The sequence below is a fragment of the Pseudomonas sp. SZ40 genome, from assembly GCF_052958135.1.
On the sequence record NZ_JBQWIF010000006.1, the window covers coordinates 21,613 to 45,143 of the forward strand.

Here is a 23,531-nt window from a genome sequence, read left to right on the forward strand (position 1 = left end):
TCGGATTTAGTGGTCCAGGGCCTTGTACTTCTCGCGCAGGCGGTTGCGCAGGTAGACGGCCGTCAGGTTGAGAATCGCGATTACCATTACCAGCAGCAGTGCGGTGGCGTAAACCAGCGGTCGCGCCGCTTCGACGTTGGGGCTCTGGAAGCCCACGTCATAGATATGGAAGCCCAGGTGCATGATCTTCTGGTCGAGGTGCAGGTAAGGGTAGTTGCCATCCACCGGCAGGCTCGGGGCCAGCTTGACCACACCAACCAGCATCAGTGGCGCCACCTCACCTGCAGCGCGGGCCACGGCGAGGATCAGACCGGTCATCATCGCCGGGCTGGCCATTGGCAGCACCACGCGCCATAGCGTTTCGACCTTGGTGGCACCCAGCGCCAGAGAACCTTCGCGCAGTGCCCGCGGAATCCGCGCCAGGCCTTCTTCAGTGGCGACGATCACCACCGGCACGGCGAGCAGTGCCAGGGTCAGCGAGGCCCACAACAGGCCCGGGGTGCCGAAAGTCGGTGCCGGAGCCGATTCAGGGAAGAACAGCCGGTCGATCGAACCACCGAGCACATAGACGAAGAAACCCAGACCGAACACGCCGTAGACGATTGCCGGGACGCCGGCCAGGTTGTTCACCGCGATCCGGATGACCCGGGTCAGCGGCCCCTGCTTGGCGTATTCACGCAGATAGATCGCGGCGATCACACCGAACGGGGTGACGATGACCGCCATGATCAGGGTCATCATGATGGTGCCGAAGATTGCCGGGAAGATGCCGCCCTCGGTATTCGCCTCACGCGGATCGTCGCTGACGAACTCCCACAGCTTGCTGCCGTAGAAGCTCAGCTTGTCGAGGTTCGACATGGCGTTCGGGCGAAACGCGCGGACCACTTTGCCGAGGCTGATTTCCAGCTCGCGGCCATCGGCGGAACGCACGGTCATGCTGTCGCGATTGAACTGCTGGTGGCGCGCATTCAGCTCGGCCTCGAGCACCTTGTATTCGGCATCCCAGCGGGCGCGTTCGGCAGCGAGGTCAGCCTGAGCGGCCTCGGTCAGCTCACCGCTGAGTTCGAGCTTGCGGGTCTCCAGACGTACGCGCTCGAGACCGGCGTTGATACGGCCGATGTCACGCTTCTCGAGTTGCACGATCTGGCTGTGCAGGCCGTCGACGCGGGCGATGCGTTTCTGCAGCTCCGCCCAGGCAGCGTCGCCTTCGGCAATCAGCTTGCCGTCTTCCTTGACGTTGATCAGGTAGCCGTAGAAGTTGCCCCACTCGCGGCGCTCGAAAGCGCTCAGGGTTTCAGGCCTGCGCTGCTCACCGAGCCATTCGCCGACCACCCAGGAGAAGTCGGCGCCGTACAGATCACGGTTACCGACCTTGAGCAGCTCGCGGGTCATGAACTCGCCGCCGTCGACATTTACCGGCAACCCGGCGGAGGCCAGGCGGGCACGGGGAATCTCTTCCTTCTGCACCACCTCGCCCGCCATGATCTTGGCTTCCTGACCAGGGATCTGGTAGGTGGCCTCGATGATGTCGGACGGCCAGAAGTGGGCCAGGCCACGGGTAGCGATCACGGCCAGCAGACCCAGGGTCATGATGATGGCGATGGATACCGCACCGGCGTTCATCCAGATCCAGGGCGAACCGCTCTTGAACCAGGATTTCATGTTGTGCTGTTTCACGGACATAGTCTTGCAGTCCTCAGAGCGAAGCGTACTTGACGCGCAGGCGCTGACGCACCAGCTCGGCCAACGTGTTCATGACGAAAGTGAACGACAGCAGCACCAGGGCGGAGAGGAACAGCACCCGGTAATGGGTACCGCCGACTTCCGACTCGGGCATTTCCACCGCCACGTTGGCTGCCAGGGTGCGCAGGCCTTCGAAGATGTTCATGTCCATGATCGGCGTGTTGCCGGTGGCCATCAGCACGATCATGGTCTCACCGACGGCACGGCCCATGCCGATCATCACCGCCGAGAAGATGCCCGGGCTGGCGGTCAGGATCACCACGCGGGTCAGGGTCTGCCAGGGCGTGGCACCCAGGGCCAGGGAACCGAACGTCAGGCTCTTCGGCACGCTGAACACGGCGTCTTCGGCGATCGAGTAGATGTTCGGGATCACCGCGAAGCCCATGGCCAGACCGACCACCAGCGCGTTGCGCTGATCGAAGGGTATGCCCAGGTCGTCGCTCAGCCAGGCACGCATGTTGCCATCGAACAGCCAGTTCTCCAGGTAGCCGCTCATGCTCAGCGAGACGATGCCGACCAGCAGAATCACCGGGATCAGCAGCGCCGCTTCCCAGCCATCCGGCACGCGCAGGCGCACGGACTCAGGCAGGCGGCTCCACAGGAAGCCCGCCAGCAGGATGCCGATCGGCGTGAATATCAGCAGGCTGAAGATGCCGGGCAGGTGTCCCTCCACATAAGGAGCGAGGAACAGACCGGCGAAGAAGCCGAGGATCACGGTCGGCAGCGCTTCCATCAATTCGATGACCGGCTTGACCTTGCCGCGCATGGCCGGCGCCATGAAGTACGCGGTGTAGATCGCCGCGGCGATGGCCAGCGGAGCGGCCAGCAACATGGCGTAGAACGCGGCCTTGAGAGTACCGAACGCCAGGGGTGCCAGGCTCAGTTTCGGCTCGGCGTCGGTGTTGGCCGACGTGGACTGCCAGACGTAAGCAGGCTTGTCGTAGTTCTCGTACCAGACCTTGCCCCACAGCGAGCTCCAGGAAATCTCCGGGTGCGGGTTATCGATCAGGATGCGCTCGATCTTGCCATTGGCTTCGACCAGAGCCCGGTTGGCGCGCGGCGACAGCGCGGCGATGTTGTGACCTTCGGCGACCGGCTCGACCAGCAGGGTGCGGTGCGCGGTACTGTGGAAAATACCCAGGTTGCCCTTGTCGTCCAGGGCGATGAAGCCCTTGCGACGCTCTTCGGAGATGATCTGGGTGACCGGGCTGTCGGCGAGCTTGAACTCACGAACCGGCTTGAGCGAAGAATTGCCATCTTCGTCACGCACCATGAACCATTGCTGGATGCCGCCAGTGCTATCACCGGTCAACAGCGAGATGCCACCCAGCAGGGAGGTCGCGTAGGTGATTTCGCGGTTGCCATCGTTGAACAGTTTGTAGCGACCGTTGAGAGCCTTGCTGCGCAGATCGAATACATCGGCAGTGGCGCGACCGTTGATCACGAACAGCCAGTGCTGACGTGGGTCGATGGTCAGTTCCTTGATCGGCTCGGCGATCTGCGGCAGCGACAGGCGCTCTTCGCTGACCTCGACCTCACCGGTCATCATGTTCTCGTCGCGGCTCAGGCTCAGCACCTGCAGCTCGCTCCCCACCGAACCGGCGATCAGCAGCGTACCACTGTTCACGCTGATGCCCATGTGCTCAAGCGGGCGACCTTCGGGGTCGATGGTCAGCGGCGCCTCGCCGAACGGGTAGACGATGGACGGGGTGATGGTCTTCACGTCGTTCGGGTAGGAAATGCGGTAGGCGTGCTCGAACACCAGCGCCTGGCCATTGGACAGGCCAAGGGCAACACGGTGGCTGCCCGGCTGATCTTCACCGACGGAGACCACCTGGCTGCCGGCAGGCAGGGGCAGGTCGATGCTGGTCAGTGCGGCCATGCTCTTGGCATCGAAGAACTGGATCTTGCCGTCGCCAGACAGGCGCATACCGACCTGATTCTGTTCTTCGAGCGCCATCAGCAGCGGCTCACCGGCATCGGCCAACCAGGCTGGCTGTATGGCGTCACGTTTCTCGATGTCGGCGCCCTGGAACATCGGCAGCACGACATAGGCGAGGTAGAAGAAGATCAGGGTGATGGCGCCAAGCACCGCCAGGCCACCGATCGACACGCACCAGCGGGCCAGGCGGTCCTTGAAGGCGCGTATGCGGCGCTTGCGTTGCAGAGCCGGAGTATTGAAGTCCAGCCCGAGGGAATTTGGAGAGGCGGTCATGGGTTCACTTGCCAAGTCATTCATAGTGGAGAGCGTCTCTGCGCGGCCATGAGCGCGCCGTATTTTCAGTCCGTTTCACGAGCCCGGCCAATCTAGCGCGTTCGTGTGACAGAAAAGTTACAGCACGGTGACGTGGCGAAGCCCGCCTCTCGGAGAGAGGCGGGCTTCGCGAATTGCAGGTTGCTAGAGGCTTACAGCCCCAGCTCCTTGCGGGTCTTCTCGATGACCTTGAGCGGCAGCGGGATGTAGCCATCCTTGACCACGACGTCCTGGCCCTGCTTGGACAGGATCAGCTTGAGGAACTCTGCATCCAGCGGGCTCAGCGGCTTGTTAGGCGCCTTGTTCACGTAGATGTAGAAGAAGCGAGCCAGCGGGTACTTGCCCGACAGCGCGTTGTTCTCGTTGGCTTCCTCGACTTCGCCCTTCTTGTTCACCAGGGGAACGGCACGGACGCTGGCGGTACGGTAGCCAATGCCCGAGTAACCGATGGCGTTGACGGTGCTGGAGATAGACTGCACCACGGAAGCCGAACCTGGCTGCTCGTTGACGTTGGACTTGAAGTCGCCTTTGCACAGGGCTTCTTCCTTGAAGTAGCCGTAGGTGCCGGATACCGAGTTACGACCGAACAGCTGGATCGGCTTGGTAGCCCACTCACCGCTCAGACCCAGCTCGCCCCAGGTTTTCAGTTCCTTGGGCTCGCCGCACAGACGGGTGCTGGAGAAGATCGCATCGACCTGTTGCATGGTCAGTTGCTTGATCGGGTTGTCCTTGTGGACGAACACGGCCAGGGCATCGATGGCGACTGGAACGGCAGTCGGCTTGTAGCCGTACTTCTGTTCGAAAGCCTGGATTTCGCTGTCCTTCATGGCGCGCGACATCGGGCCGAGGTTGGCAGTGCCTTCGGTCAGCGCAGGTGGCGCGGTGGAGGAACCGGCGGCCTGGATCTGGATGTTCACGTTCGGGTAGGACTGCTTGTAGTTCTCAGCCCACAGGGTCATCAGGTTGGCCAGGGAATCGGAGCCAACGCTGGACAGGTTGCCCGATACGCCCGAAGTCTTCTCATAGGTCGGCAGAGCCGGATCGACAGCGGCAACCGCATGGGCAGTGGCGACGCCAGCTGCAACAAATGTCATGGCCGCCATCAAACGCTTCAGTTTCATGCCTTGCTCCTAGCAGAGTGGTAATCATTGGAAGGCCGGCGTGCCGTGGTCGTAGCGCCCGATTTACCGCCTTCTCACGATTGGGGTCGTGTTGGTTGGAACGGGGCTCAGTATCGTCAGCCCATGTGACCACTCTATGTAACCAATATGACAGTTGGATGACGGCGCAGGAGGGACGTCGGCGATGCGAATACGGGTGCATGGGCGGGCGCAACGCGCTAAGGTCGCGGGGCGACCACCCAGTCGGTATACTTTCCCGGCCCCATCAACGGGCCCACCACAGCGCCGCGAGCCGTGAACAGATGAAAGACTTCGAACAGGAAGACCCGATACCTCAGGGCGATCTGGCACTGCAGATCACCGCTCTGCCACGCGAGACCAATGGTTTCGGCGATATCTTTGGCGGCTGGCTGGTTTCGCAGATGGACCTGGCCGGCACGGCCATGGCGAGCAAGGTCGCTGCCGGCCGCGTGGCAACCGTGGCCATCGATCGCATGGCCTTTCTGGTTCCGGTGGCGGTGGGCGCGCAGTTGTCCTTCTATACCCAGGCACTGGAGATCGGCCGCAGCTCGATCCAGATGCTGGTGGAAGTGTGGAGCGATGACCCGCTTTCCAGCGAATGGCGCAAGGTCACCGAAGCGGTATTCGTGTTCGTCGCCATCGACGGCAGTGGCCGCACCCGCTCGGTGCCACCGCGCCGCTGAGTGCAACCGACCGCGCGTAAGCCCACTGCATGACCGCTTCTTCAGTCCTTAGCGGCCCTGCCCGATCAGCTCGCTGACCCGCGCGCGATCCGCTGCGAAGCTGCTCTCCGCCTGCTTGCGCGCCGCCTGGTGACGCTCGATGTCCTTCTTCAGACGAACCTGCTCATCACGCTGACCGTTGATCTGGGCAAGCAGTTGCTCCGGCACCTGACGCCCTGCCCGCTCCTGATCCGCCGCCTGCTTCTGCAGGTTGGCCTGCTGCAAGCGAACCGATTGCAGGTTGCCATTGGCCACACCGATCAGCCCATCCAATTCGGCCAACTTGCGGGCGCGGGCACGGTCGACGTCTTCGGGGCTGCTATATAGACGCAGCAACTGGGTATCGGACTTGGCCCGCTCGCGGTCAGCCAACAGCTTCTTCATTTCATCGGCCGTCGGCGCTGGCGGCACCACACGCACGACACGCCCCTGCTCGTTGAGCACGTCATAGCCCTTGCCGATGAACTCGCTGGGCACACCCTGGCGGCCGATCACCGTGATGCCCTGGGCATTGGTGTAGCGATACATCTCGCTGGCGCTCGCCCATAGCGGCAGCAGCAGACCAAGCCAGAGGGTGCGACGCATGATGGGCGATTTGAACATGGAGCGCGCTCTCTCGGCTCGTCAGACTCAGATGCCGTACTCGGCCCGATAGGTCTCCACAGCAGGCAAGTATTGCTTCAGTTCAGCATCATCGGCCAGATATTCCAGCACTTGCTGCAGAGAAACGATGCTCACCACCGGAATATTGAAGTCGCGCTCCACTTCCTGAATCGCCGACAGCTCGCCACGACCGCGCTCCTGACGGTCCAGCGCGATCAGTACACCGGCCGCCTGGGCGTTCTGCGCCTGGATGATCTGCATCACCTCACGGATCGCGGTACCAGCGGTGATCACGTCATCGATGATCAGCACGCGGCCTTCCAATGGCGCGCCGACCAACGTGCCGCCTTCGCCATGATCCTTGGCTTCCTTGCGGTTGAAGCACCAGGGCAGGTCGAGGTCATGGTGCTCGGCGAGCGCCACGCCTGTGCTGGCGGCCAGCGGAATGCCCTTGTAGGCCGGGCCGAAGAGCACGTCGAAGGGGATGCCGCTGTCGACCACCGCGGCCGCATAGAAGCGCCCGAGGCGGGCCAGCGCCAGGCCACTGGCGAACAGCCCGGCATTGAAGAAGTAAGGGCTGACGCGTCCCGACTTGAGGGTGAACTGGCCGAAGCGAAGAACGCCTCGCTCGATGGCGAAACGAATGAAATCGCGCTGATACGTTTGCATGAATGACCCTGAGGCGGCACTGGATGTGGCTTGGAATTACTAAATGGCGTCTAGCTCAGGTATCATACACGCACGTGTTTTTGGGGGCCATTTATGCGGATCATCAGTGTGAACGTGAATGGTATTCATGCTGCAGTCGAGCGCGGTTTGCTCAGTTGGCTGCAAGCACAGAATGCCGACGTGATCTGCCTGCAGGATACCCGTGCCTCCGCCTTTGAGCTGGACGACCAAGCCCTCCAACTGGATGGCTATTTCCTCTATGCCTGCGATGCAGAAGTGCCAAGCCAAGGTGGCGTGGCACTCTACTCGCGGTTGCAACCCAAGGCGGTAATCAGCGGACTCGGCTTTGAAACGGCCGATCGCTACGGGCGCTACCTGCAGGCAGATTTCGACAAAGTGAGTATCGCCACGCTGCTGCTGCCTTCGGGCATGGGCGGTGACGAGAACCTGAATCAGAAATTCAAGTTCATGGACGATTTCTCCAAGTACCTGGACAAGCAGCGCCGCAAGCGCCGTGACTACATCTATTGCGGCTCGCTGTATGTCGCCCATCAGAAGCTGGACGTGAAGAACTGGCGCGACTGCCAGCAATCACCAGGCTTCATGGCGCCCGAGCGCGCCTGGATGGACGAGATCACCGGCACCATGGGTTATGTCGATGCCGTGCGCGAGGTCAACCGCGAGGCTGACCAGTTCAGCTGGTGGCCGGACAACGAACAGGCAGAGATGCTCAACCTGGGCTATCGCTTCGACTACCAGTTGCTCACCCCGGGCATGCGCCGCAGTGTTCGCACCGCACGCCTGCCACGTCAGCCGCGCTTCTCCCAACATGCGCCGCTGATCGTCGACTACGACTGGACGCTGACCGTCTGATCGATGCCGCTGACACGAAAACGCCCCGACCTGTTCGGGGCGTTTTCGTTTGCGCTGTTCTGTATTGGGAAAAACGCCGCCAACTGTGACGTGCCAGCGTGAACCATCCGCGCTAGCCTGCGCTCCCGCATACCACCACACGAGGCCGCGCCGATGACACCCAAGGACATACTGCTGGCTGCCGTGGTGATCGTCGCCTGGGGCGTCAACTTCGTGATCATCAAGGTCGGCCTCGAAGGCGTACCGCCAATGCTGCTCGGCGCCCTGCGTTTCGCGCTGGCGGCGTTCCCGGCGATTCTCTTCATCCGCCGCCCGGACATGCCGCTGCGCTGGCTGCTCGCGTATGGCCTGACCATCTCCCTGGGGCAGTTCGCCTTTCTGTTCTCGGCGATGTACGTCGGCATGCCCGCCGGCCTTGCATCGCTCGTACTGCAGGCACAGGCCTTCTTCACCCTGGGTTTCGCTGCGCTGTTCATCGGCGAAACGGTGCGTCGCAGCAGCCTGATCGGACTGGTCGTGGCGGCCGCAGGGCTGTTGCTGATCGGCAGTGAAAGCGGGCGCAGCTTCACCCTTGCCGGCTTCGTGCTGACCCTGTGCGCGGCGGCGATGTGGGGGCTGGGCAATATCGTCACCAAGCGCATCGGCAAGGTGAATCTGGTCAGCCTGGTGGTATGGGGCAGCCTGATTCCACCGCTGCCATTCCTGGCGCTGTCGCTGATGCTCGAGGGCCCGGCGCAGATCGAAACGGCGCTGCGCACGATTTCCCTCAACTCGCTGCTGGCCATCGCCTACCTGGCGTTCATCGCCACCCTGCTGGGCTACGGCCTGTGGAGCCGCCTGCTGTCACGCTACCCGGCCAGCCAGGTGGCGCCCTTCTCGCTGCTGGTGCCGGTGGTCGGCCTCAGCTCGGCCTGGCTGCTGCTGGGCGAAGGCCTGAGCACGGCACAATGGATTGGAGCGGCCGTGGTCATGCTGGGGTTGCTGATCAATGTGTTCGGCGCACGCCTGTTGCAGCAGTTGCGCGGCGTTTCGGCCTGACGGGGACACTGCTGGGGCAGCGACCGAGCTGAACCTTCAGCTCCGCGCGGCCTCCGCCAACGGTATCGACGGCAAGGACCAGGCGATCCGACTGATCGGCCCGATCAGTCGATGCGCTCGAACTTCAGGTCCCACACGCCGTGCCCCAGGCGCTCACCACGGCGCTCGAACTTGGTCACCGGGCGCTCGGCCGGGCGCTCCACGCAGCGGCCATCGGCTGCCTGGTTGCGATAGCCAGGTGCGACGCTCATCACTTCCAGCATGTATTCGGCATAGGGTTCCCAGTCAGTGGCCATGTGCAGCACACCGCCGACCTTGAGCTTCTGACGTACCAGTTCGGCGAACGCCGGTTGAACGATACGGCGCTTGTTGTGACGCGCCTTGTGCCAGGGGTCCGGGAAGAACAACAACACGCGGTCGAGGCTGGCGTCGGCCACGCACTGACGCAACACTTCCAGCGCATCGCAGCTGTACACCCGCAGGTTGCTGAGGTTCTGGGTCATCACCCCGTTGAGCAGCGCACCAACACCCGGCCGGTGCACTTCCACGCCGATGAAGTCTTGCTCAGGCGCTGCGGCGGCCATTTCCAGAGTGGAGTGGCCCATACCGAAACCGATTTCGAAGGTGCGCGGCGCCTTGCGCCCGAATACCGCGTCGAAATCCTGCAGGCCATCGCTCAACGCCAGGCCGAACTTCGGCAGGCCCTGATCGAAGCCGCGCTGCTGGCCTTCGGTCATGCGCCCGGCCCGCATCACGAAGCTCTTGATGGCGCGCATGTGCCGTGGGGTTTCTTCGGCTGGGGTTCGTTCGATATCGCTCATGGAGTACTCGGGACACGGAATAGGGAAAGAGAAAACCGCGAACGGGGACTGCCGGTCCCCGTTCGATACCTGTACGGCAGGCTGTGCTCAGCGGATCATGCCCTCCAGGGGCGACGACGCACTGGCATAAAGTTTCTTCGGCATGCGCCCGGCCAAGTAGGCCAGGCGGCCGGCCTCGATGGCGTATTTCATGGCCTGGGCCATGAGCACCGGCTGCTGGGCATGGGCGATGGCGCTGTTCATCAGCACCGCCTCGCAGCCCAGCTCCATGGCGATGGTGGCGTCGGAGGCCGTGCCAACGCCGGCGTCCACCAGTACCGGAACGGTCGCCTCCTCAAGGATGATGCGCAGGTTGTAAGGGTTGCAAATACCCAGCCCGGTGCCGATCAGACCGGCCAGCGGCATCACCGCGATGCAGCCCATTTCCGCCAGCTGTCGGGCGATGATCGGGTCGTCACTGGTGTACACCATCACGTCGAACCCTTCCTTGACCAGCACGTCGGCGGCCTTGAGGGTTTCGATCACGTTGGGGAACAGGGTCTTCTGATCAGCCAGCACTTCCAGCTTGACCAGTTTGTGACCATCGAGCAGTTCACGGGCCAGGCGACAGGTACGCACGGCTTCGACCGCGTCGTAGCAACCGGCGGTGTTCGGCAGGATGGTGTAGCGATCAGGCGAAATCACGTCGAGCAGGTTGGGCTCACCCGGGTTCTGGCCGATGTTGGTACGACGCACCGCCACGGTAACGATCTCCGCGCCCGAGGCCTCGATGGCGGCACGGGTCTCGTCGAGATCCTTGTATTTGCCGGTACCGACCAGCAAGCGCGACTGATAGGTACGGCCAGCCAGGGTGAAGGGCTTGTCGCTGACAACGTGGCTCATGGGGATTCCTCTGCACGGGAGAGTTGGAAGGGCGTGGCGCAGGGCTCAGCCGCCGCCGATGGCATGTACCACTTCGAGGCTGTCGCCCTCGGCCAGCGCGGTGCTGCCGTACTGGCTGCGCGGAACGATATCGAGGTTGCGCTCGACTGCAACGCGGCGGCCTGCCAACTGCAGGTGCTCGATCAGGTCGGCGACACTGGCACCGTCGGGCAGCTCGAGGGCTTCACCGTTCAACTGGATATGCATGGCGACACGTCACAACAGGAGAAAGGGCCGGCATTCTAGCCCGATCACCGGCGATGACCAAGGCGCTGGCCGGCCATTCGTCTCAGGCCATGCGCCAGGCGAGCAGCCCCAGGCAGGCCCAGCCAGCCAGAAAAGCCAGGCCGCCGAACGGGGTGACGATACCCAGCTTGCTGACACCACTGAGGGTCAGCAGATAAAGGCTGCCGGAAAACAGCACGATGCCCAGGGCGAAGAAGCTACCCGCCAGATTCACCAGACGGCCTGGCACCAGCAGGGCGAGAACCGCCACACCGAGCAATGCCAGGGCATGGATCAGCTGATAATGGGTGCCGGTCTGAAACACGGCCAGGTACTCGGGGCTCAGCCTGCTCTTCAGGCCATGGGCAGCGAACGCCCCCAGAGCGACCCCGGAAAAGCCGGCAAAGGCCGACAGCAGCAACCACAGACGAACCATAACGTCCTCACCGATCATCAAGGGATGAGGCAGTTTACGCCCTCGACCGCCCCCACGCGCGCTCCCGATTGCCGCAGCGCCCGCAGCGTTGCCCGCAACGGCGCAGGGAGCCGTATAATGGTCGGCCAATCAAGCCTGGCTCCCCGCGCATGCTCCGATCCATTCGCCGCGTTCTGCTGAAGCTGCTGTTCTGGTCTATCGCCGGCTCGGTCCTGCTGGTGCTCGCCTTTCGCTGGATTCCGCCACCGGGCACGGCGCTGATGGTCGAGCGCAAGATCGAATCCTGGATCGACGGCCAGCCCATTGACCTGCAGCGCAGCTGGCGCTCCTGGGAGCAGTTGCCCGACGACCTGAAGATCGCCGTCATCGCCAGTGAAGACCAGAAGTTCGCCCAGCACTGGGGCTTCGATGTCGACGCGATCAAGGCCGCGGTATCGCACAACCAGCAGGGTGGTTCGGTGCGCGGTGCCAGCACGCTGAGCCAGCAGGTGGCGAAGAATCTCTTTCTCTGGTCCGGCCGCAGCTGGCTGCGCAAGGGTTTCGAGGTGTGGTTCACCGGGCTGATCGAGCTGCTGTGGCCCAAGCAGCGCATTCTCGAGGTCTACCTCAACAGCGCCGAATGGGCCGATGGCGTATTCGGCGCGGAAGCGGCGGCGCAGCATCACTTCAATACCGGCGCGTCGTACCTCTCGGCGCGTCAGGCCAGCCTGCTGGCTGCCGTACTGCCCAACCCGCGGCAGCTGGATGCAGGCCGCCCCAGCGGCTACGTCAACCAGCGCGCCAACTGGATTCGCCGGCAGATGCGCCAACTCGGCGGCAGCCACTACCTGAACCAGCTACAGGCACCACGGCCAAGCTGGTGGCAGAAGTAGGCTGGACCGGGATACCTAATGAGCGTGATGCGGGCAATGGGTGCGCCGAAGCCCCCAGGAGCATGAACCCTAGGGTGGAGCTTCAGCCCACCAAAGCCATTCAACCCGACGACAGCGCATGCGGTTCAGCGCCGCGGGCTGTGGGCGTTGTGATGGTGGGCTGAAGCCCACCCTACGCGATCGAACGGAGAGCGTGGGGCTGTCGCCGAGCTTTTGTGGGAACGGGCCATGCCCGTGACTTCGCGCGCATGGCGCGCTCCCACAAAGTTCGGCGATGTCCGCTACCGCCACTTTGCGCCAATCCGCAAACGGCCTACCAACGAAAACGCCCCGAGCGATGTCGGGGCGTTTTGGGTTCAGCAGGCCGGAATCAGGCGGCGATGGAGCCCTTGAGCTTGTTCATCGCGTTCTTCTCCAACTGACGGATACGCTCCGCCGAAACGTTGTACTTGGCCGCCAGTTCGTGCAGCGTGGCCTTTTCCTCAGCCAGCCAGCGCTGCTGGAGGATATCGCGGCTGCGCTCGTCGAGCGCTTCCAGGGCCTCGTGCAAGTTGGCACTGGAGGTATCGCTCCAGTCCTCGTCTTCCATCTGCTTGGCCGGGTCGTAGCGATGGTCTTCCAGATACTGAGCGGGCGACTGGAAGGCACTGTCGTCGTCGGCATCGGCAGCCGGATCGAACGCCATGTCATGACCGGTCAGACGGCTTTCCATCTCGCGGACCTCACGGGCCTCGACGCCCAGGCTCTCGGCCACGGCATTGACTTCGTCGTTGTTCAACCAGGCCAGACGCTTCTTCTGGCTGCGCAGGTTGAAGAACAGCTTGCGCTGAGCCTTGGTGGTCGCGACCTTGACGATGCGCCAGTTGCGCAGGATGAACTCGTGGATTTCGGCACGAATCCAGTGCACGGCAAAGGACACCAGGCGCACGCCCATTTCCGGGTTGAAGCGCTTGACCGCCTTCATCAGGCCGACGTTGCCTTCCTGGATCAGGTCAGCCTGAGCCAGGCCATAGCCGGAATAACTGCGCGCGATGTGCACGACGAAACGCAGGTGGGCCAGCACCATCTGGCGGGCGGCCTCTAGATCCTGGCTGTAGAAGAGATTGCCGGCCAGTTCGCGCTCCTGCTCGGGCGTCAGCAGCGGAATGCTGTTGACCGCATGCACGTATGCTTCCAGGTTTGCGCCTGGAACCAGAGCATGAACAGGTTGCAAGGAAGTGGACATTTGAATCCTCCGATTCACGTAACGTACGCAGTGTAGCACTGCGCAATATGACCGGAAGCCACCATCCTGGTTCCCCGGTCAATAGTCAATATCAACCAAATCAATAACTTGGCGAGGCGTCAAGCTAGCGCCTCAGCGGGGCGCAAGCTCCCTCAAGTGTCGCGCCACCGCCAGCCACGCACCGATATACCCCAACAGCACCGCTCCCAGCAATAGGGAAAAGCCGTCTGCCGGTGGTACGCCGGCCAGTGCGAAGTCGCTGCCGTACAAACCGGACAGGCGTACCACGGCATCGTTCAACCAGTTCAACCCGAAGGCCAGCACCAGCCAGGACAGCACACCGGCGCCCAGGCCGTAGAGCGCGCCCATATAAAGAAAGGGCCGACGCACGTAGCTGTCGGTACCACCGACCAGTTTGATCACTTCGATCTCGGTACGACGGTTCTCGATATGCAGGCGAATGGTGTTACCGATCACCAGCAGCAGCGCCATGATCAGCAAAACCGTGAGACCAAAAACGAAACGGTCGCCCAACTTGAGGATCGCGCTCAAACGCTCGACCCACACCAAGTCCAGCTGTGCCTGCTGCACGTTGGGCAGCTCTGCCAACCGCAAACGCAACGCCTCGAGCGTGGCTTTGTCGACTTCCTTGGGCGTTACCAGCACAGCGCCGGGCAACGGGTTGTTAGGCAGTTCCTTGAGAGCTTCGCCCAGCCCGGACTGCTGCTGGAACTCTTCCAGGGCCTTGTCGCGGCTGATCCATTCGGCTTCGGCGACGTCGTCCATGCCGGCAATTTCTTCGCGCAGGGCCTGGCCCTGACTATCGCTGGCGTCGATGGTGAGGAACACCGAAATCTGCGCGGCACGCTCCCAAGTGCCGCCAAGACGCTCGACATTGCCAAGCAGCAGCGACAGGCCCATGGGCAGGCTCAGCGCCACGGCCATCACCAGGCAGGTGAAGAAGCTGCCGATCGGGTGCTTACCGAGACGGCGCAGGCTGTCGACCAGGCTGGCACGGTGGTTTTCCGCCCAGGCGCGCGCCAGGGTGCGGAAATCCGGTTCATTGTTCGGGCCTTGAGGCTCGGCGTTCTTCGGTGCCGCGCCGACACGCTGGGCTGGCTGGGGTGGTGGTACGCGAGAGGCACTCATTCCGCGGCCTCCCCGTCACCGATCAGGCGGCCACGCTGCAGGGTGAGCATGCGATGGCGCATGCGAGCGATCAGGGCCAGGTCGTGGCTGGCGATCAGCACGCTGGTGCCAAGGCGGTTGATGTCTTCGAATACGCCCATGATTTCCGCCGCCAGACGCGGGTCGAGGTTACCGGTGGGTTCGTCGGCCAGCAGCAGGGCCGGACGATGAACGATGGCGCGGGCGATGCCGACGCGCTGCTGCTGGCCGGTGGACAGGTCGCCCGGGTACAGCTCGGCCTTGTCGCTGAGGGAAACCCGTTCCAGTGCAGCGCCGACACGGCGGCCGATATCGCTCTTGGAAAGGCCGAGAATCTGCAACGGCAGGGCCACGTTGTCGAACACGCTGCGGTCGAACAGCAACTGATGGTTCTGGAACACGACGCCGATCTGCCGACGCAGAAAGGGGATCTGCGCGTTGGTGATCTGCGAAAGGTCCTGGCCGGCGAGCAACAGCTTGCCCGACGTCGGTCGCTCCATGGCCAGCAGCAAACGCAACAGTGTGCTCTTGCCGGCGCCGGAGTGGCCGGTGACGAACAGAAACTCGCCGCGACGGACGCGGAAACTCAACTCATGCAACCCGACATGACCGTTGGGGTAACGCTTGCCGACCTGCTCGAATCGGATCATCACTGCTCCCGTTGCTGGAAAAGCGCCTGAACGAAGGGTTCGGCCTCGAAGGTGCGCAGATCGTCGATGCCCTCACCAACGCCGATATAGCGAATCGGCAGGCCGAACTGCTTGGCCAGGGCGAAAATCACACCGCCCTTGGCCGTACCATCCAGCTTGGTCAGGGCCAGGCCGGTCAAGTTCACCGTCTGGTTGAATTGTTTGGCCTGGCTGATCGCGTTCTGACCGGTACCGGCATCCAGTACCAGCAGCACTTCGTGAGGCGCGGTGTCGTCGAGCTTGCCGATTACCCGGCGCACCTTCTTCAGCTCTTCCATCAGATTGTCTTTGGTGTGCAGACGACCGGCGGTATCAGCGATCAGCACGTCCATGCCACGGGCCTTGGCAGCCTGCACCGCGTCGAAGATCACCGAAGCGGAATCGGCACCGGTGTGCTGGGCGATCACCGCGATCTTGTTGCGCTCACCCCACACCTGCAACTGCTCGACGGCAGCGGCGCGGAAGGTATCGCCGGCGGCGAGCATGACCTTCTTGCCCTCGCCCTGGAGTTTCTTGGCCAGCTTGCCGATGGTGGTGGTCTTGCCGGCGCCGTTCACGCCGACCACCAGAATCACGAAGGGCTGCTTGCCGGTATCGATGCGCAGGGGTTGCTCGACCGGGCGCAGCAGCGCGGCGAGCTCCTCCTGCAGGGACTTGTACAGTGCCTCGCTGTCGGTCAACTGCTTGCGCGCGACTTTCTGGGTCAGGCTCTGGATGATCGCCGTGGTGGCCTCGACACCCACATCGGCGGTGAGCAGACGGGTCTCGATCTCGTCGAGCAGATCGTCGTCGATGGCCTTCTTGCCAAGGAACAGGCTGGCCATGCCCTCGCCCAGGCTGGCGCTGGTCTTCGACAGGCCCTGGCGCAGACGGGAAAACCAGCCGCCCTTGTTGTCCGACGGCTTGTTCTGCTCGGCGACCGGCGCGGCCACTTCGACAGGCGCTGCCAGCACGGCGGCCGGGGTCGCCGGCACAGCGTGATGCACGTCGCTACCGCTGGCCAGTTCGACCGGGTGCGCGCGCGCGGCGGCCGGTTGCTCGGCAACCGGCTCGTCCAGCGCCTCGGGGCCATGGCGGGTCGGCAGCGGATCGCTGGCCAGTGGCTCTGGCTCTGGCTCTGGCTCTGGCTCTGGCTCTGGCTCGGCGATGATCACCGGCTCTACAGGTGCAGGCACCTCGGCCACGACCGGCTCGGGAGCCTCCAAAGCGGGCTGTGGTTCAGGCTCTGCCTGAGGCGCTGCAGGCGCGGGTTCCACAGGCTTCTTGCGCAACCAGCCAAACAGGCCGCGCTTCTCGGTAGCTTTCTCTGCGCCCTGTTCGGCGCTGGCATCAGGGGCCGGGATCTTGTTGTCGTCTTTTGAACCAAACATGGAGGACGGCTATCTCAGAGGGGCGAACGCCATGGCCCTCGCACGGTCGGGCTGAGGGCGGTGCTTGGCGGCAGGCGCACGGGGGATTCGCACACCATCGCTGCACAGACGTGGTCGCCGGTAAAACGGATGCGTATCCTAGCACCTCCGCGCCGCTCACGGCTAAGCCAAGCACGCCGTCCGGCGATGCGCGAGCACACTGCATCAGCGCGGCCCACCCTTGCCGCAATCGCCACGCTTGCCGTGGTTCAACGAGGAGAGAGGTTTGTCCAGTTCACTCGCCCGCCATCTCGCCGGCCTGCTACTAGTCTGCGCCCTGCCCCTGGCAGCCCAGGCCGCGGCGCCGCAACCGACCCATGAATTCACCCTCGACAACGGCCTCAAGGTCGTCGTGCGCGAGGATCACCGCGCCCCGGTGGTAGTTTCTCAGCTTTGGTACAAGGTGGGCTCGAGCTACGAGACCGCCGGCCAGACCGGGCTGTCCCACGCCCTGGAACACATGATGTTCAAGGGCAGCCGCAAGCTCGGCCCGGGCGAAGCCTCAAGGGTGCTGCGCGATCTGGGCGCCGAAGAGAACGCCTTCACCAGCGACGACTACACCGCTTACTACCAGGTGCTCGCCAGCGATCGCCTGGGTGTCGCCTTCGAACTGGAAGCGGACCGCCTGGCCAGCCTGCGCCTGCCGGCCGACGAGTTCTCCCGCGAGATCGAGGTGATCAAGGAAGAGCGCCGCCTGCGCACCGACGACAAGCCCTCGGGCCTGGCCTTCGAGCGCTTCAAGGCCATGGCCTACCCGGCCAGCGGCTACAGCATCCCGACCATCGGCTGGATGGCCGACCTCGATCGCATGACCGTGGACGAACTGCGCCACTGGTACCAGACCTGGTACGTACCCAACAACGCCACCCTGGTGGTGGTCGGCGACGTGACCCCGGATGCGGTCAAGGCCCTCGCCCAGCGCTACTTCGGCGCGATTCCCAAGCGTGAGGTACCGGCGGCCAAGATTCCGCTGGAACTGCCGGCGCCGGGCGAGCGACGCATCACCCTGCACCTCAAGACCCAGTTGCCGAGCCTGATGATGGGCTTCAACGTACCTGGTCTGCCCACCGCCAAGGCGCCACGCGACGTGCATGCCCTGCGCCTGATCGCCGCCCTGCTCGACGGCGGCTACAGCGCGCGCCTGGCAACCCGCCTGGAGCGCGGCGAGGAACTGGTTTCCGGGGCAGGCGCCTGGTACAACGGCTACACCCGCGGCGACAGCCTGTTCATGGTCTCCGCCACACCCAACGTGCAAACCGGCAAGACTCTGGAGCAGACCGAAGCAGGCATCTGGCGCGAGCTTCAAGACCTGCAGAAGAACCCGCCGTCGGCCGAAGAGCTGGCCCGTGTGCGTGCCCAGCTGATCGCCGAACTGGTCTATGACCGCGACTCGATCACCAGCCAGGCCACCGCGATCGGCCAACTGGAAACCGTTGGTCTGTCCTGGCAACTGATCGACCAGGAACTGGCCGAACTGGAGGCCGTGACCCCGGCCGATATCCAGAATGCCGCCAAGACCTATTTCACCCGCGACCGCCTCAGCGTCGCCCACGTACTGCCCGAGGAGAAGCGCGATGAGTAAGCGTAACGGCCCGCGCTACGCCCTGCTGGGGCTGTTCCTGATCGCCCTGCTGGTGGCCCTGACCTTCACCGTGCAGCGCTCTCCCGACGCCGCACCGGCCGCCGCCGACGCGCCGAAGACCGATGACACCCAGTTGCAATCCCTGGCCGAGCTGGATGGCAAGGCGCCCGAGCGGCGCAAGCTGGACATCCAGAGCTGGCAGACCGCCGAAGGCGCCAAGGTGCTGTTCGTGGAAGCCCGCGAGCTGCCGATGTTCGACCTGCGCCTGACCTATGCCGCTGGCAGCAGCCAGGATGGTGACGTGCAGGGCCTGGCCATGCTGACCAACGCCATGCTCAACGAAGGCGTACCCGGCAAGGACGTCGGCGCCATCGCAGCGGGCTTCGAAAGCCTAGGCGCCGAATTCGGCAATGGTGCTTACCGCGACATGGCCGTGACCAGCCTGCGTAGCCTCAGCGATGCCGAGCAGCGCCAGCCTGCCCTGAAGCTGTTCGAGCAGGTGATCGGCCAGCCGACCTTCCCCGCCGACTCCCTGGTGCGCATCAAGAATCAGGTACTCGCGGGCTTCGAGTTCCAGAAGCAGAACCCCGGCAAGCTGGCCAGCCTCGAGTTGTTCGAGCGCCTCTACGGCAACCACCCGTATGGTCATCCCAGCGAAGGCACCCCCGCTTCGGTTCCCGGCATCAGCCGCGAACAGCTGCAGGCCTTCCACGCCAAGGCCTATGCCGCCGGCAATGCGGTGATCGCGCTGGTCGGCGATCTGTCTCGGGAAGAAGCCGAGGCGATGGCCGCGGAGGTCTCCGCAGCGTTGCCCAAGGGCCCGGCGCTGGCCAAGACCATCGCTCCCGAGGAACCGAAAGCCGGCCTGACCCACATCGACTTTCCGTCCAACCAGACCCACTTGCTGATCGCCCAGCTCGGTATCGACCGCCTGGATCCGGATTACGCCGCGCTGTACCTGGGCAATCAGGTGTTCGGCGGTGGTGGTTTCGGTACCCGGCTGATGACCGAAGTGCGCGAGAAGCGCGGCCTGACCTACGGTGTCTACTCCGGCTTCAGTGCCATGCAGGCCCGCGGCCCGTTCATGATCAACCTGCAAACCCGTGCCGAGCTCAGCGATGGCACCCTGCAACTGGTCAAGGACCTGCTCGGCGCGTTCATCGCCAACGGTCCGACCCAGGAGGAGCTGGACGCGGCCAAGCGCGAGACGGCCGGCAGCTTCCCACTGTCCACCGCGAGTAACGCCGCCATCGTCGGCCAGCTCGGCGCCATCGGCTTCTACGATCTGCCGCTGACCTATCTGGAAGACTTCATGGCCCAGGTGCAGGCGCTCAGCGTCGAGCAGGTGAAAACCGCCATGGCCAAGCACCTCGACCCCGAAGCGCTGGTGATCGTCACGGCAGGACCAGAGGTCGAACAGAAGGAGCTGCCGCCGCCCACCGACAAGCCAGTCGAATTGCCGACCGGCGTTCCGGAGCACTGATGGCCAGACGACCCACTCCCGCCAAGCCACCCGTCGCCCATGGTGGCGACGGGCAGTTGCGCATCATCGCTGGTCAATGGCGCAGCCGGCAGTTCGGCTTTCCCATGGCCCACGGCTTGCGCCCGACGCCCAACCGCGTGCGGGAAACCCTGTTCAACTGGCTGGCCCCCTACGTCGAAGCGGCCAAGGTCCTCGATCCGTTCGCCGGCAGCGGCGCGCTGTTTCTCGAGGCCCTGTCACGTGGAGCGGGCAGCGCCCTGGCGCTGGATCTCAACCCGGCAGCGGTGAACAGCCTGCGCGGTCATCTGGCGACCCTGCGCTGCGATAACGGCCAGGTGCTGCAGAGCGATGCCATCGCCTACCTGCAAGGCCAGCCGGCAGTGCCTTTCGATCTGGTGTTTCTCGACCCGCCGTTCAGCCAGGACTTGCTCCTGCCTGCTTGCGAGCTGCTCGAACGGCGCGGCTGGCTGGCCGACGATGCCTGGGTCTATACCGAGAGCGAGCAGCCGCCGTCGAGCCTGGGCATGCCCGGCAACTGGCGCCTGCACCGTGAACAGAAAGCCGGCCAGGTGCATTACGCACTGTGGCAGCGCAGCCATGCATGAGGCCACTCGAGCACTGCGCCAGGCCCTTGTCGATCAGGGCCTGAACCTGCGTGAGCAAGGCGCTGACGAGTGGCAGGGGGAAATTCCCCTGCCTGCCGATCTCGCGCGCTTCTACCGCGAGATCGGCCCGCATGACTGCGCACTGGAAACCAGCGGCAACCCGTTCTTCATTCCTTCGCTGGCGCGTCTGTGGAGGCTGCAGGCGGGCTACCGCTGGCATGGCGTGAGCGGCGAGCGCCTGACGGACTGGCACGATGACTGGCTGGTAGTAGCCGATCAGGGTGGTGACCCGTTCATTTTCGAGATAAGCAGCGGCAAGGTATTGCACGATCGCCACGGGGCTGGCGGCTGGCAGCCTTCGCCGGTGTTCAGCGGGCTGGAACAGATGCTTGCCTGCCTGGCCTGCTTCGATGCGGTATGGAACAGCGCTGGCGACGACATCTTTCTCGACGACTTCAGCGTCAACCCGGTGCACCGCGAGCATCTGGTCGCGGCTCTGCAGCCGCTGCTGGGTGAGCGCGCTGCAGCACAGTCACTGGCTGAAGAGTTCGGCTGGTAATGAGCGTACCAGGCGTCTGCCGATGACCAGCACACCGCGCTTCGCCCCCGCCTGGTGGCTGTCGGGGCCGCATCTGCAAACGCTGTGGGGCTCGCTATGCCGCCGCCCACCGGTCCTCGAACGCCAACGCGAGCGTCTGTGGCTGGAGGACGGCGACTTCCTCGACCTCGACTGGCACGGCCCTCACGACGCCCATGCACCTCTGGTACTGGTGCTGCATGGCCTGACCGGCTCATCGAGCTCCCATTACGTACTCGGCCTCCAGCGCCAGCTGGCAACCCAGGGCTGGGCCAGCGTGGCGCTGAACTGGCGTGGCTGCTCGGGAGAACCGAACCTGCTGCCGCGCGGCTATCACTCCGGGGCCAGCGAAGACCTTGCCGAAACCGTGCGTCACCTGCGCACCAAGCGCCCCATGGCGCCGCTCTATGCAGTGGGCTACTCGCTGGGCGGCAACGTGTTGCTCAAGTACCTCGGCGAGAGTGGCGCCGAAAGCGGCCTGCAGGCTGCCACCGCGGTGTCGGTGCCCTTTCGCCTCGATCAGTGCGCGGATCGCATCGGCGTCGGTTTCTCGCGGGTGTATCAGGCCCACTTCATGCGCGCCATGGTCGCCTACGTGAAGGACAAGCAGCGTCTGTTCGCCCATCAGGGCCAGGCAGACCGCCTGTCGATCCTGGAAAAGCTCGGCCCGCTGGACGGCATGCGTACCTTCTGGGATTTCGACGGCCGCATCACCGCGCCGTTGCACGGTTTCGAAAACGCCGACGACTACTATCGCCGTTCCTCGAGCCGCTATTACCTGGGGCGCATCCAGACACCGACGCTGCTGATCCAGTCCAGCGACGACCCGTTCGTATACCCCCACAGCCTGCCCGAGGCCGATGAGCTGGCGCCCTGCATCACCTTCGAGCTGCACGCCCGGGGCGGTCACGTGGGTTTCGTCGATGGCACCGCGCGCCAGCCCGGTTACTACCTGGAGCGCCGCATCCCCGCCTGGCTGCTGGCGATGGATCGGAGTATCCAACCCCGACCCGCCATCCCGATCGGTTCGTAGAGGAGCCAGGTATGGCCGACAACCCAGGTTTCGTGCAGAACGAGCAGCAAATCGACGCGCTGCACCAGCGCTTCGAGGCACAGCGCGAGGCCTTCGTGGCCAACCCGATGCCCTCGGCCGATCAGCGCATCGCCTGGCTCGACAGCCTCAAGGCTCGCCTGCTCAGCGATCAGGATGAGCTGGTTCGCTGCATCAGCGAGGACTTTGGCAATCGCAGCGCCGATGAAACCCTGCTCGCCGAAATGCTCCCCACCGTGCACGGCATCCGCTATACCCGCAAACGCCTGCGCCGCTGGATGAAGCCTTCGCGTCGGCATGTCGGCCTGCCCTTCATGCCGGCCTCGGCGCGGGTGATCTATCAGCCGCTGGGGGTGGTCGGCATCATCGTGCCGTGGAACTACCCGCTATTTCTCGCCATCGCACCGCTGGTCGGCGCCTTGGCCGCCGGCAACCGGGTGATGCTCAAGCTCAGCGAGGCCACCCCGCAGACGTCGCAGCGCCTCAAGGACATGCTGGCGAGCATCTTCCCGGAAGACCTGGTCAGCGTGGTACTCGGCGAAGCCGATGTCGGCATGGCCTTCGCGAAACTGCCGTTCGACCATCTGCTGTTCACCGGCGCCACCAGCATCGGCCGCCACGTGATGCGAGCCGCCGCCGAGAACCTTACCCCGGTTACCCTGGAGCTGGGTGGCAAATCACCCGCGATCGTGTCCAGCGACGTCCCGCTGGAGCACGCTGCCGAACGCATCGCTTTCGGCAAGACCCTGAACGCTGGCCAGACCTGCGTGGCCCCTGACTACGTGCTGGTGCCGCGCCAGCGGATGGAGGGCTTCGTCGACGCCTATCGCCGTGCGGTGCAGCGTTTCTATCCACAGATCGAGGGCAACCCGGACTACACCAGCATCATCAACGCCCGCCAGCGGCAGCGCCTGCTCGGTTATCTGGACGACGCCCGTGACAAGGGCGCGATGGTGATTCCGCTGGCCGCCGAGTGCGCGGACCGGCGCATGCCCCATAGCCTGCTGCTGAATGTCGACGACAGCATGCAGGTGATGCAGGACGAAATCTTCGGCCCGCTGCTGCCAGTCGTGCCCTACGACAGGCTCGACGACGCGCTGGCGTACATCGCCGCGCGCCCAAGGCCGCTGGCGCTCTACTACTTCGGCTACGACCGCCGCGAGCAGCAACACGTGCTCCACCACAGCCACTCCGGCGGCGTATGCCTGAACGACACCCTGCTGCATGTCGCTCAGGACGACATGCCCTTCGGCGGCGTCGGTGCCTCGGGCATGGGCCACTACCACGGTCACGAGGGCTTTCTGACCTTCAGCAAGGCCAAGGGCGTACTGACCAAACAACGCTTCAACCCCGCCCGCCTGATCTACCCGCCCTATGGCAAGGCGCTGCAGAGGCTGGTCTACAAGCTGTTCATCCGCTGATGC

The 23,531-nt window shown here is 64.1% G+C and carries 23 protein-coding genes; 10 read left to right on the top strand and 13 right to left on the bottom strand.

Annotated features, from left to right (window positions below; all coding sequences use genetic code 11):
• Positions 1-6: 6 nt before the first annotated feature.
• From pstA to ACT9T4_RS07170, 3 genes are all read right to left on the bottom strand, one after another.
• A complete protein-coding gene (gene pstA, locus ACT9T4_RS07160) occupies positions 7-1,683 on the bottom strand; it encodes a phosphate ABC transporter permease PstA (protein WP_179539365.1) in 1,677 nt (558 codons plus the stop codon).
• A 13-nt stretch (positions 1,684-1,696) separates the two neighbouring features.
• A complete protein-coding gene (locus tag ACT9T4_RS07165) occupies positions 1,697-3,982 on the bottom strand; it encodes an ABC transporter permease family protein (protein ID WP_042555963.1) in 2,286 nt (761 codons plus the stop codon).
• Positions 3,983-4,149: 167 nt separating this feature from the next.
• Positions 4,150-5,118: a PstS family phosphate ABC transporter substrate-binding protein gene (locus ACT9T4_RS07170; protein ID WP_042555962.1), complete on the bottom strand. Its 969-nt coding sequence runs from the start codon at positions 5,116-5,118 to the stop codon at positions 4,150-4,152.
• A gap of 302 nt (positions 5,119-5,420) precedes the next feature.
• Here ACT9T4_RS07170 and ACT9T4_RS07175 point away from each other — a divergent pair, with 302 nt between their 5' ends.
• A complete protein-coding gene (locus ACT9T4_RS07175) occupies positions 5,421-5,822 on the top strand; it encodes an acyl-CoA thioesterase (RefSeq protein ID WP_179539366.1) in 402 nt (133 codons plus the stop codon).
• Between the two features lie 48 nt (positions 5,823-5,870).
• Here ACT9T4_RS07175 and ACT9T4_RS07180 read toward each other — a convergent pair whose 3' ends face one another.
• Entirely contained in the window at positions 5,871-6,464 is a 594-nt protein-coding gene (locus tag ACT9T4_RS07180) for a DUF4124 domain-containing protein (protein ID WP_499116230.1), read from the bottom strand.
• Positions 6,465-6,491: 27 nt separating this feature from the next.
• On the bottom strand, positions 6,492-7,133 hold the full coding sequence (gene pyrE, locus ACT9T4_RS07185) for an orotate phosphoribosyltransferase (protein WP_499116232.1): 642 nt from the start codon (positions 7,131-7,133) through the stop codon (positions 6,492-6,494).
• Positions 7,134-7,226: 93 nt separating this feature from the next.
• On the opposite strand from pyrE, the gene crc reads away from it, so the two are divergent.
• Together crc and ACT9T4_RS07195 are read left to right on the top strand one after the other, a co-directional pair.
• Positions 7,227-8,006 (top strand): catabolite repression control protein Crc, encoded by a 780-nt coding sequence (crc, locus tag ACT9T4_RS07190; protein WP_042555958.1) that lies wholly within the window; start codon positions 7,227-7,229, stop codon positions 8,004-8,006.
• 153 nt (positions 8,007-8,159) lie between these two features.
• Positions 8,160-9,044, top strand: a complete 885-nt coding sequence (locus tag ACT9T4_RS07195; RefSeq protein ID WP_042555957.1) for an EamA family transporter — start codon at positions 8,160-8,162, stop codon at positions 9,042-9,044.
• 104 nt (positions 9,045-9,148) lie between these two features.
• Here the strand turns inward: ACT9T4_RS07195 and trmB are convergent, their stop codons facing one another.
• From trmB to ACT9T4_RS07215, 4 genes are all read right to left on the bottom strand, one after another.
• The gene (trmB, locus tag ACT9T4_RS07200) at positions 9,149-9,820 is read right to left on the bottom strand and encodes a tRNA (guanosine(46)-N7)-methyltransferase TrmB (protein WP_218878705.1); all 672 of its coding nucleotides are present in this window, start codon (positions 9,818-9,820) and stop codon (positions 9,149-9,151) included.
• A 132-nt stretch (positions 9,821-9,952) separates the two neighbouring features.
• Positions 9,953-10,747, bottom strand: a complete 795-nt coding sequence (locus ACT9T4_RS07205) for a thiazole synthase (RefSeq protein WP_179539368.1) — start codon at positions 10,745-10,747, stop codon at positions 9,953-9,955.
• 45 nt (positions 10,748-10,792) lie between these two features.
• Positions 10,793-10,993 carry a sulfur carrier protein ThiS gene (thiS, locus tag ACT9T4_RS07210; RefSeq protein WP_499116235.1) on the bottom strand — a complete coding sequence of 67 codons (201 nt, stop codon included), beginning with the start codon at positions 10,991-10,993 and terminating at the stop codon, positions 10,793-10,795.
• A gap of 82 nt (positions 10,994-11,075) precedes the next feature.
• Positions 11,076-11,447 (bottom strand): DUF423 domain-containing protein, encoded by a 372-nt coding sequence (locus ACT9T4_RS07215; RefSeq protein ID WP_042555953.1) that lies wholly within the window; start codon positions 11,445-11,447, stop codon positions 11,076-11,078.
• 149 nt (positions 11,448-11,596) lie between these two features.
• Here ACT9T4_RS07215 and mtgA point away from each other — a divergent pair, with 149 nt between their 5' ends.
• Positions 11,597-12,319, top strand: coding sequence for a monofunctional biosynthetic peptidoglycan transglycosylase (gene mtgA / locus ACT9T4_RS07220; protein ID WP_042555952.1), 723 nt, complete (start codon positions 11,597-11,599; stop codon positions 12,317-12,319).
• Positions 12,320-12,689: 370 nt separating this feature from the next.
• On the opposite strand, the gene rpoH is transcribed toward mtgA, so the two are convergent.
• The 4 genes from rpoH to ftsY form a co-directional block, all read right to left on the bottom strand.
• Positions 12,690-13,544 carry an RNA polymerase sigma factor RpoH gene (gene rpoH, locus ACT9T4_RS07225; protein WP_042555951.1) on the bottom strand — a complete coding sequence of 285 codons (855 nt, stop codon included), beginning with the start codon at positions 13,542-13,544 and terminating at the stop codon, positions 12,690-12,692.
• Between the two features lie 132 nt (positions 13,545-13,676).
• Positions 13,677-14,693, bottom strand: a complete 1,017-nt coding sequence (gene ftsX, locus ACT9T4_RS07230; protein WP_499116239.1) for a permease-like cell division protein FtsX — start codon at positions 14,691-14,693, stop codon at positions 13,677-13,679.
• Positions 14,690-15,361: a cell division ATP-binding protein FtsE gene (gene ftsE / locus ACT9T4_RS07235; protein ID WP_042555949.1), complete on the bottom strand. Its 672-nt coding sequence runs from the start codon at positions 15,359-15,361 to the stop codon at positions 14,690-14,692. Before ftsE ends, ftsX begins: the two co-directional genes overlap by 4 nt.
• Entirely contained in the window at positions 15,361-16,770 is a 1,410-nt protein-coding gene (gene ftsY / locus ACT9T4_RS07240) for a signal recognition particle-docking protein FtsY (protein WP_499116241.1), read from the bottom strand. The genes ftsE and ftsY overlap by 1 nt, the downstream gene beginning before the upstream one ends.
• A gap of 265 nt (positions 16,771-17,035) precedes the next feature.
• Between ftsY and ACT9T4_RS07245 the strand changes: the two genes are divergently transcribed.
• From ACT9T4_RS07245 to ACT9T4_RS07270, 6 genes are read left to right on the top strand one after another with little or no spacing between them, the layout of a single operon-like run.
• Complete coding sequence (locus tag ACT9T4_RS07245; RefSeq protein WP_042555947.1) at positions 17,036-18,391, top strand: M16 family metallopeptidase; 1,356 nt, start codon at positions 17,036-17,038, stop codon at positions 18,389-18,391.
• Entirely contained in the window at positions 18,384-19,874 is a 1,491-nt protein-coding gene (locus ACT9T4_RS07250; RefSeq protein ID WP_499116243.1) for a M16 family metallopeptidase, read from the top strand. The genes ACT9T4_RS07245 and ACT9T4_RS07250 overlap by 8 nt, the downstream gene beginning before the upstream one ends.
• Positions 19,874-20,479 (top strand): 16S rRNA (guanine(966)-N(2))-methyltransferase RsmD, encoded by a 606-nt coding sequence (gene rsmD / locus ACT9T4_RS07255; RefSeq protein WP_042555945.1) that lies wholly within the window; start codon positions 19,874-19,876, stop codon positions 20,477-20,479. The genes ACT9T4_RS07250 and rsmD overlap by 1 nt, the downstream gene beginning before the upstream one ends.
• Entirely contained in the window at positions 20,472-21,038 is a 567-nt protein-coding gene (locus tag ACT9T4_RS07260; protein ID WP_499116245.1) for a hypothetical protein, read from the top strand. Before rsmD ends, ACT9T4_RS07260 begins: the two co-directional genes overlap by 8 nt.
• A gap of 22 nt (positions 21,039-21,060) precedes the next feature.
• A complete protein-coding gene (locus ACT9T4_RS07265) occupies positions 21,061-22,089 on the top strand; it encodes a hydrolase (protein WP_499116247.1) in 1,029 nt (342 codons plus the stop codon).
• A gap of 11 nt (positions 22,090-22,100) precedes the next feature.
• Positions 22,101-23,528, top strand: coding sequence for a coniferyl aldehyde dehydrogenase (locus ACT9T4_RS07270; protein ID WP_042555942.1), 1,428 nt, complete (start codon positions 22,101-22,103; stop codon positions 23,526-23,528).
• The last annotated feature ends 3 nt before the right edge of the window (positions 23,529-23,531 follow it).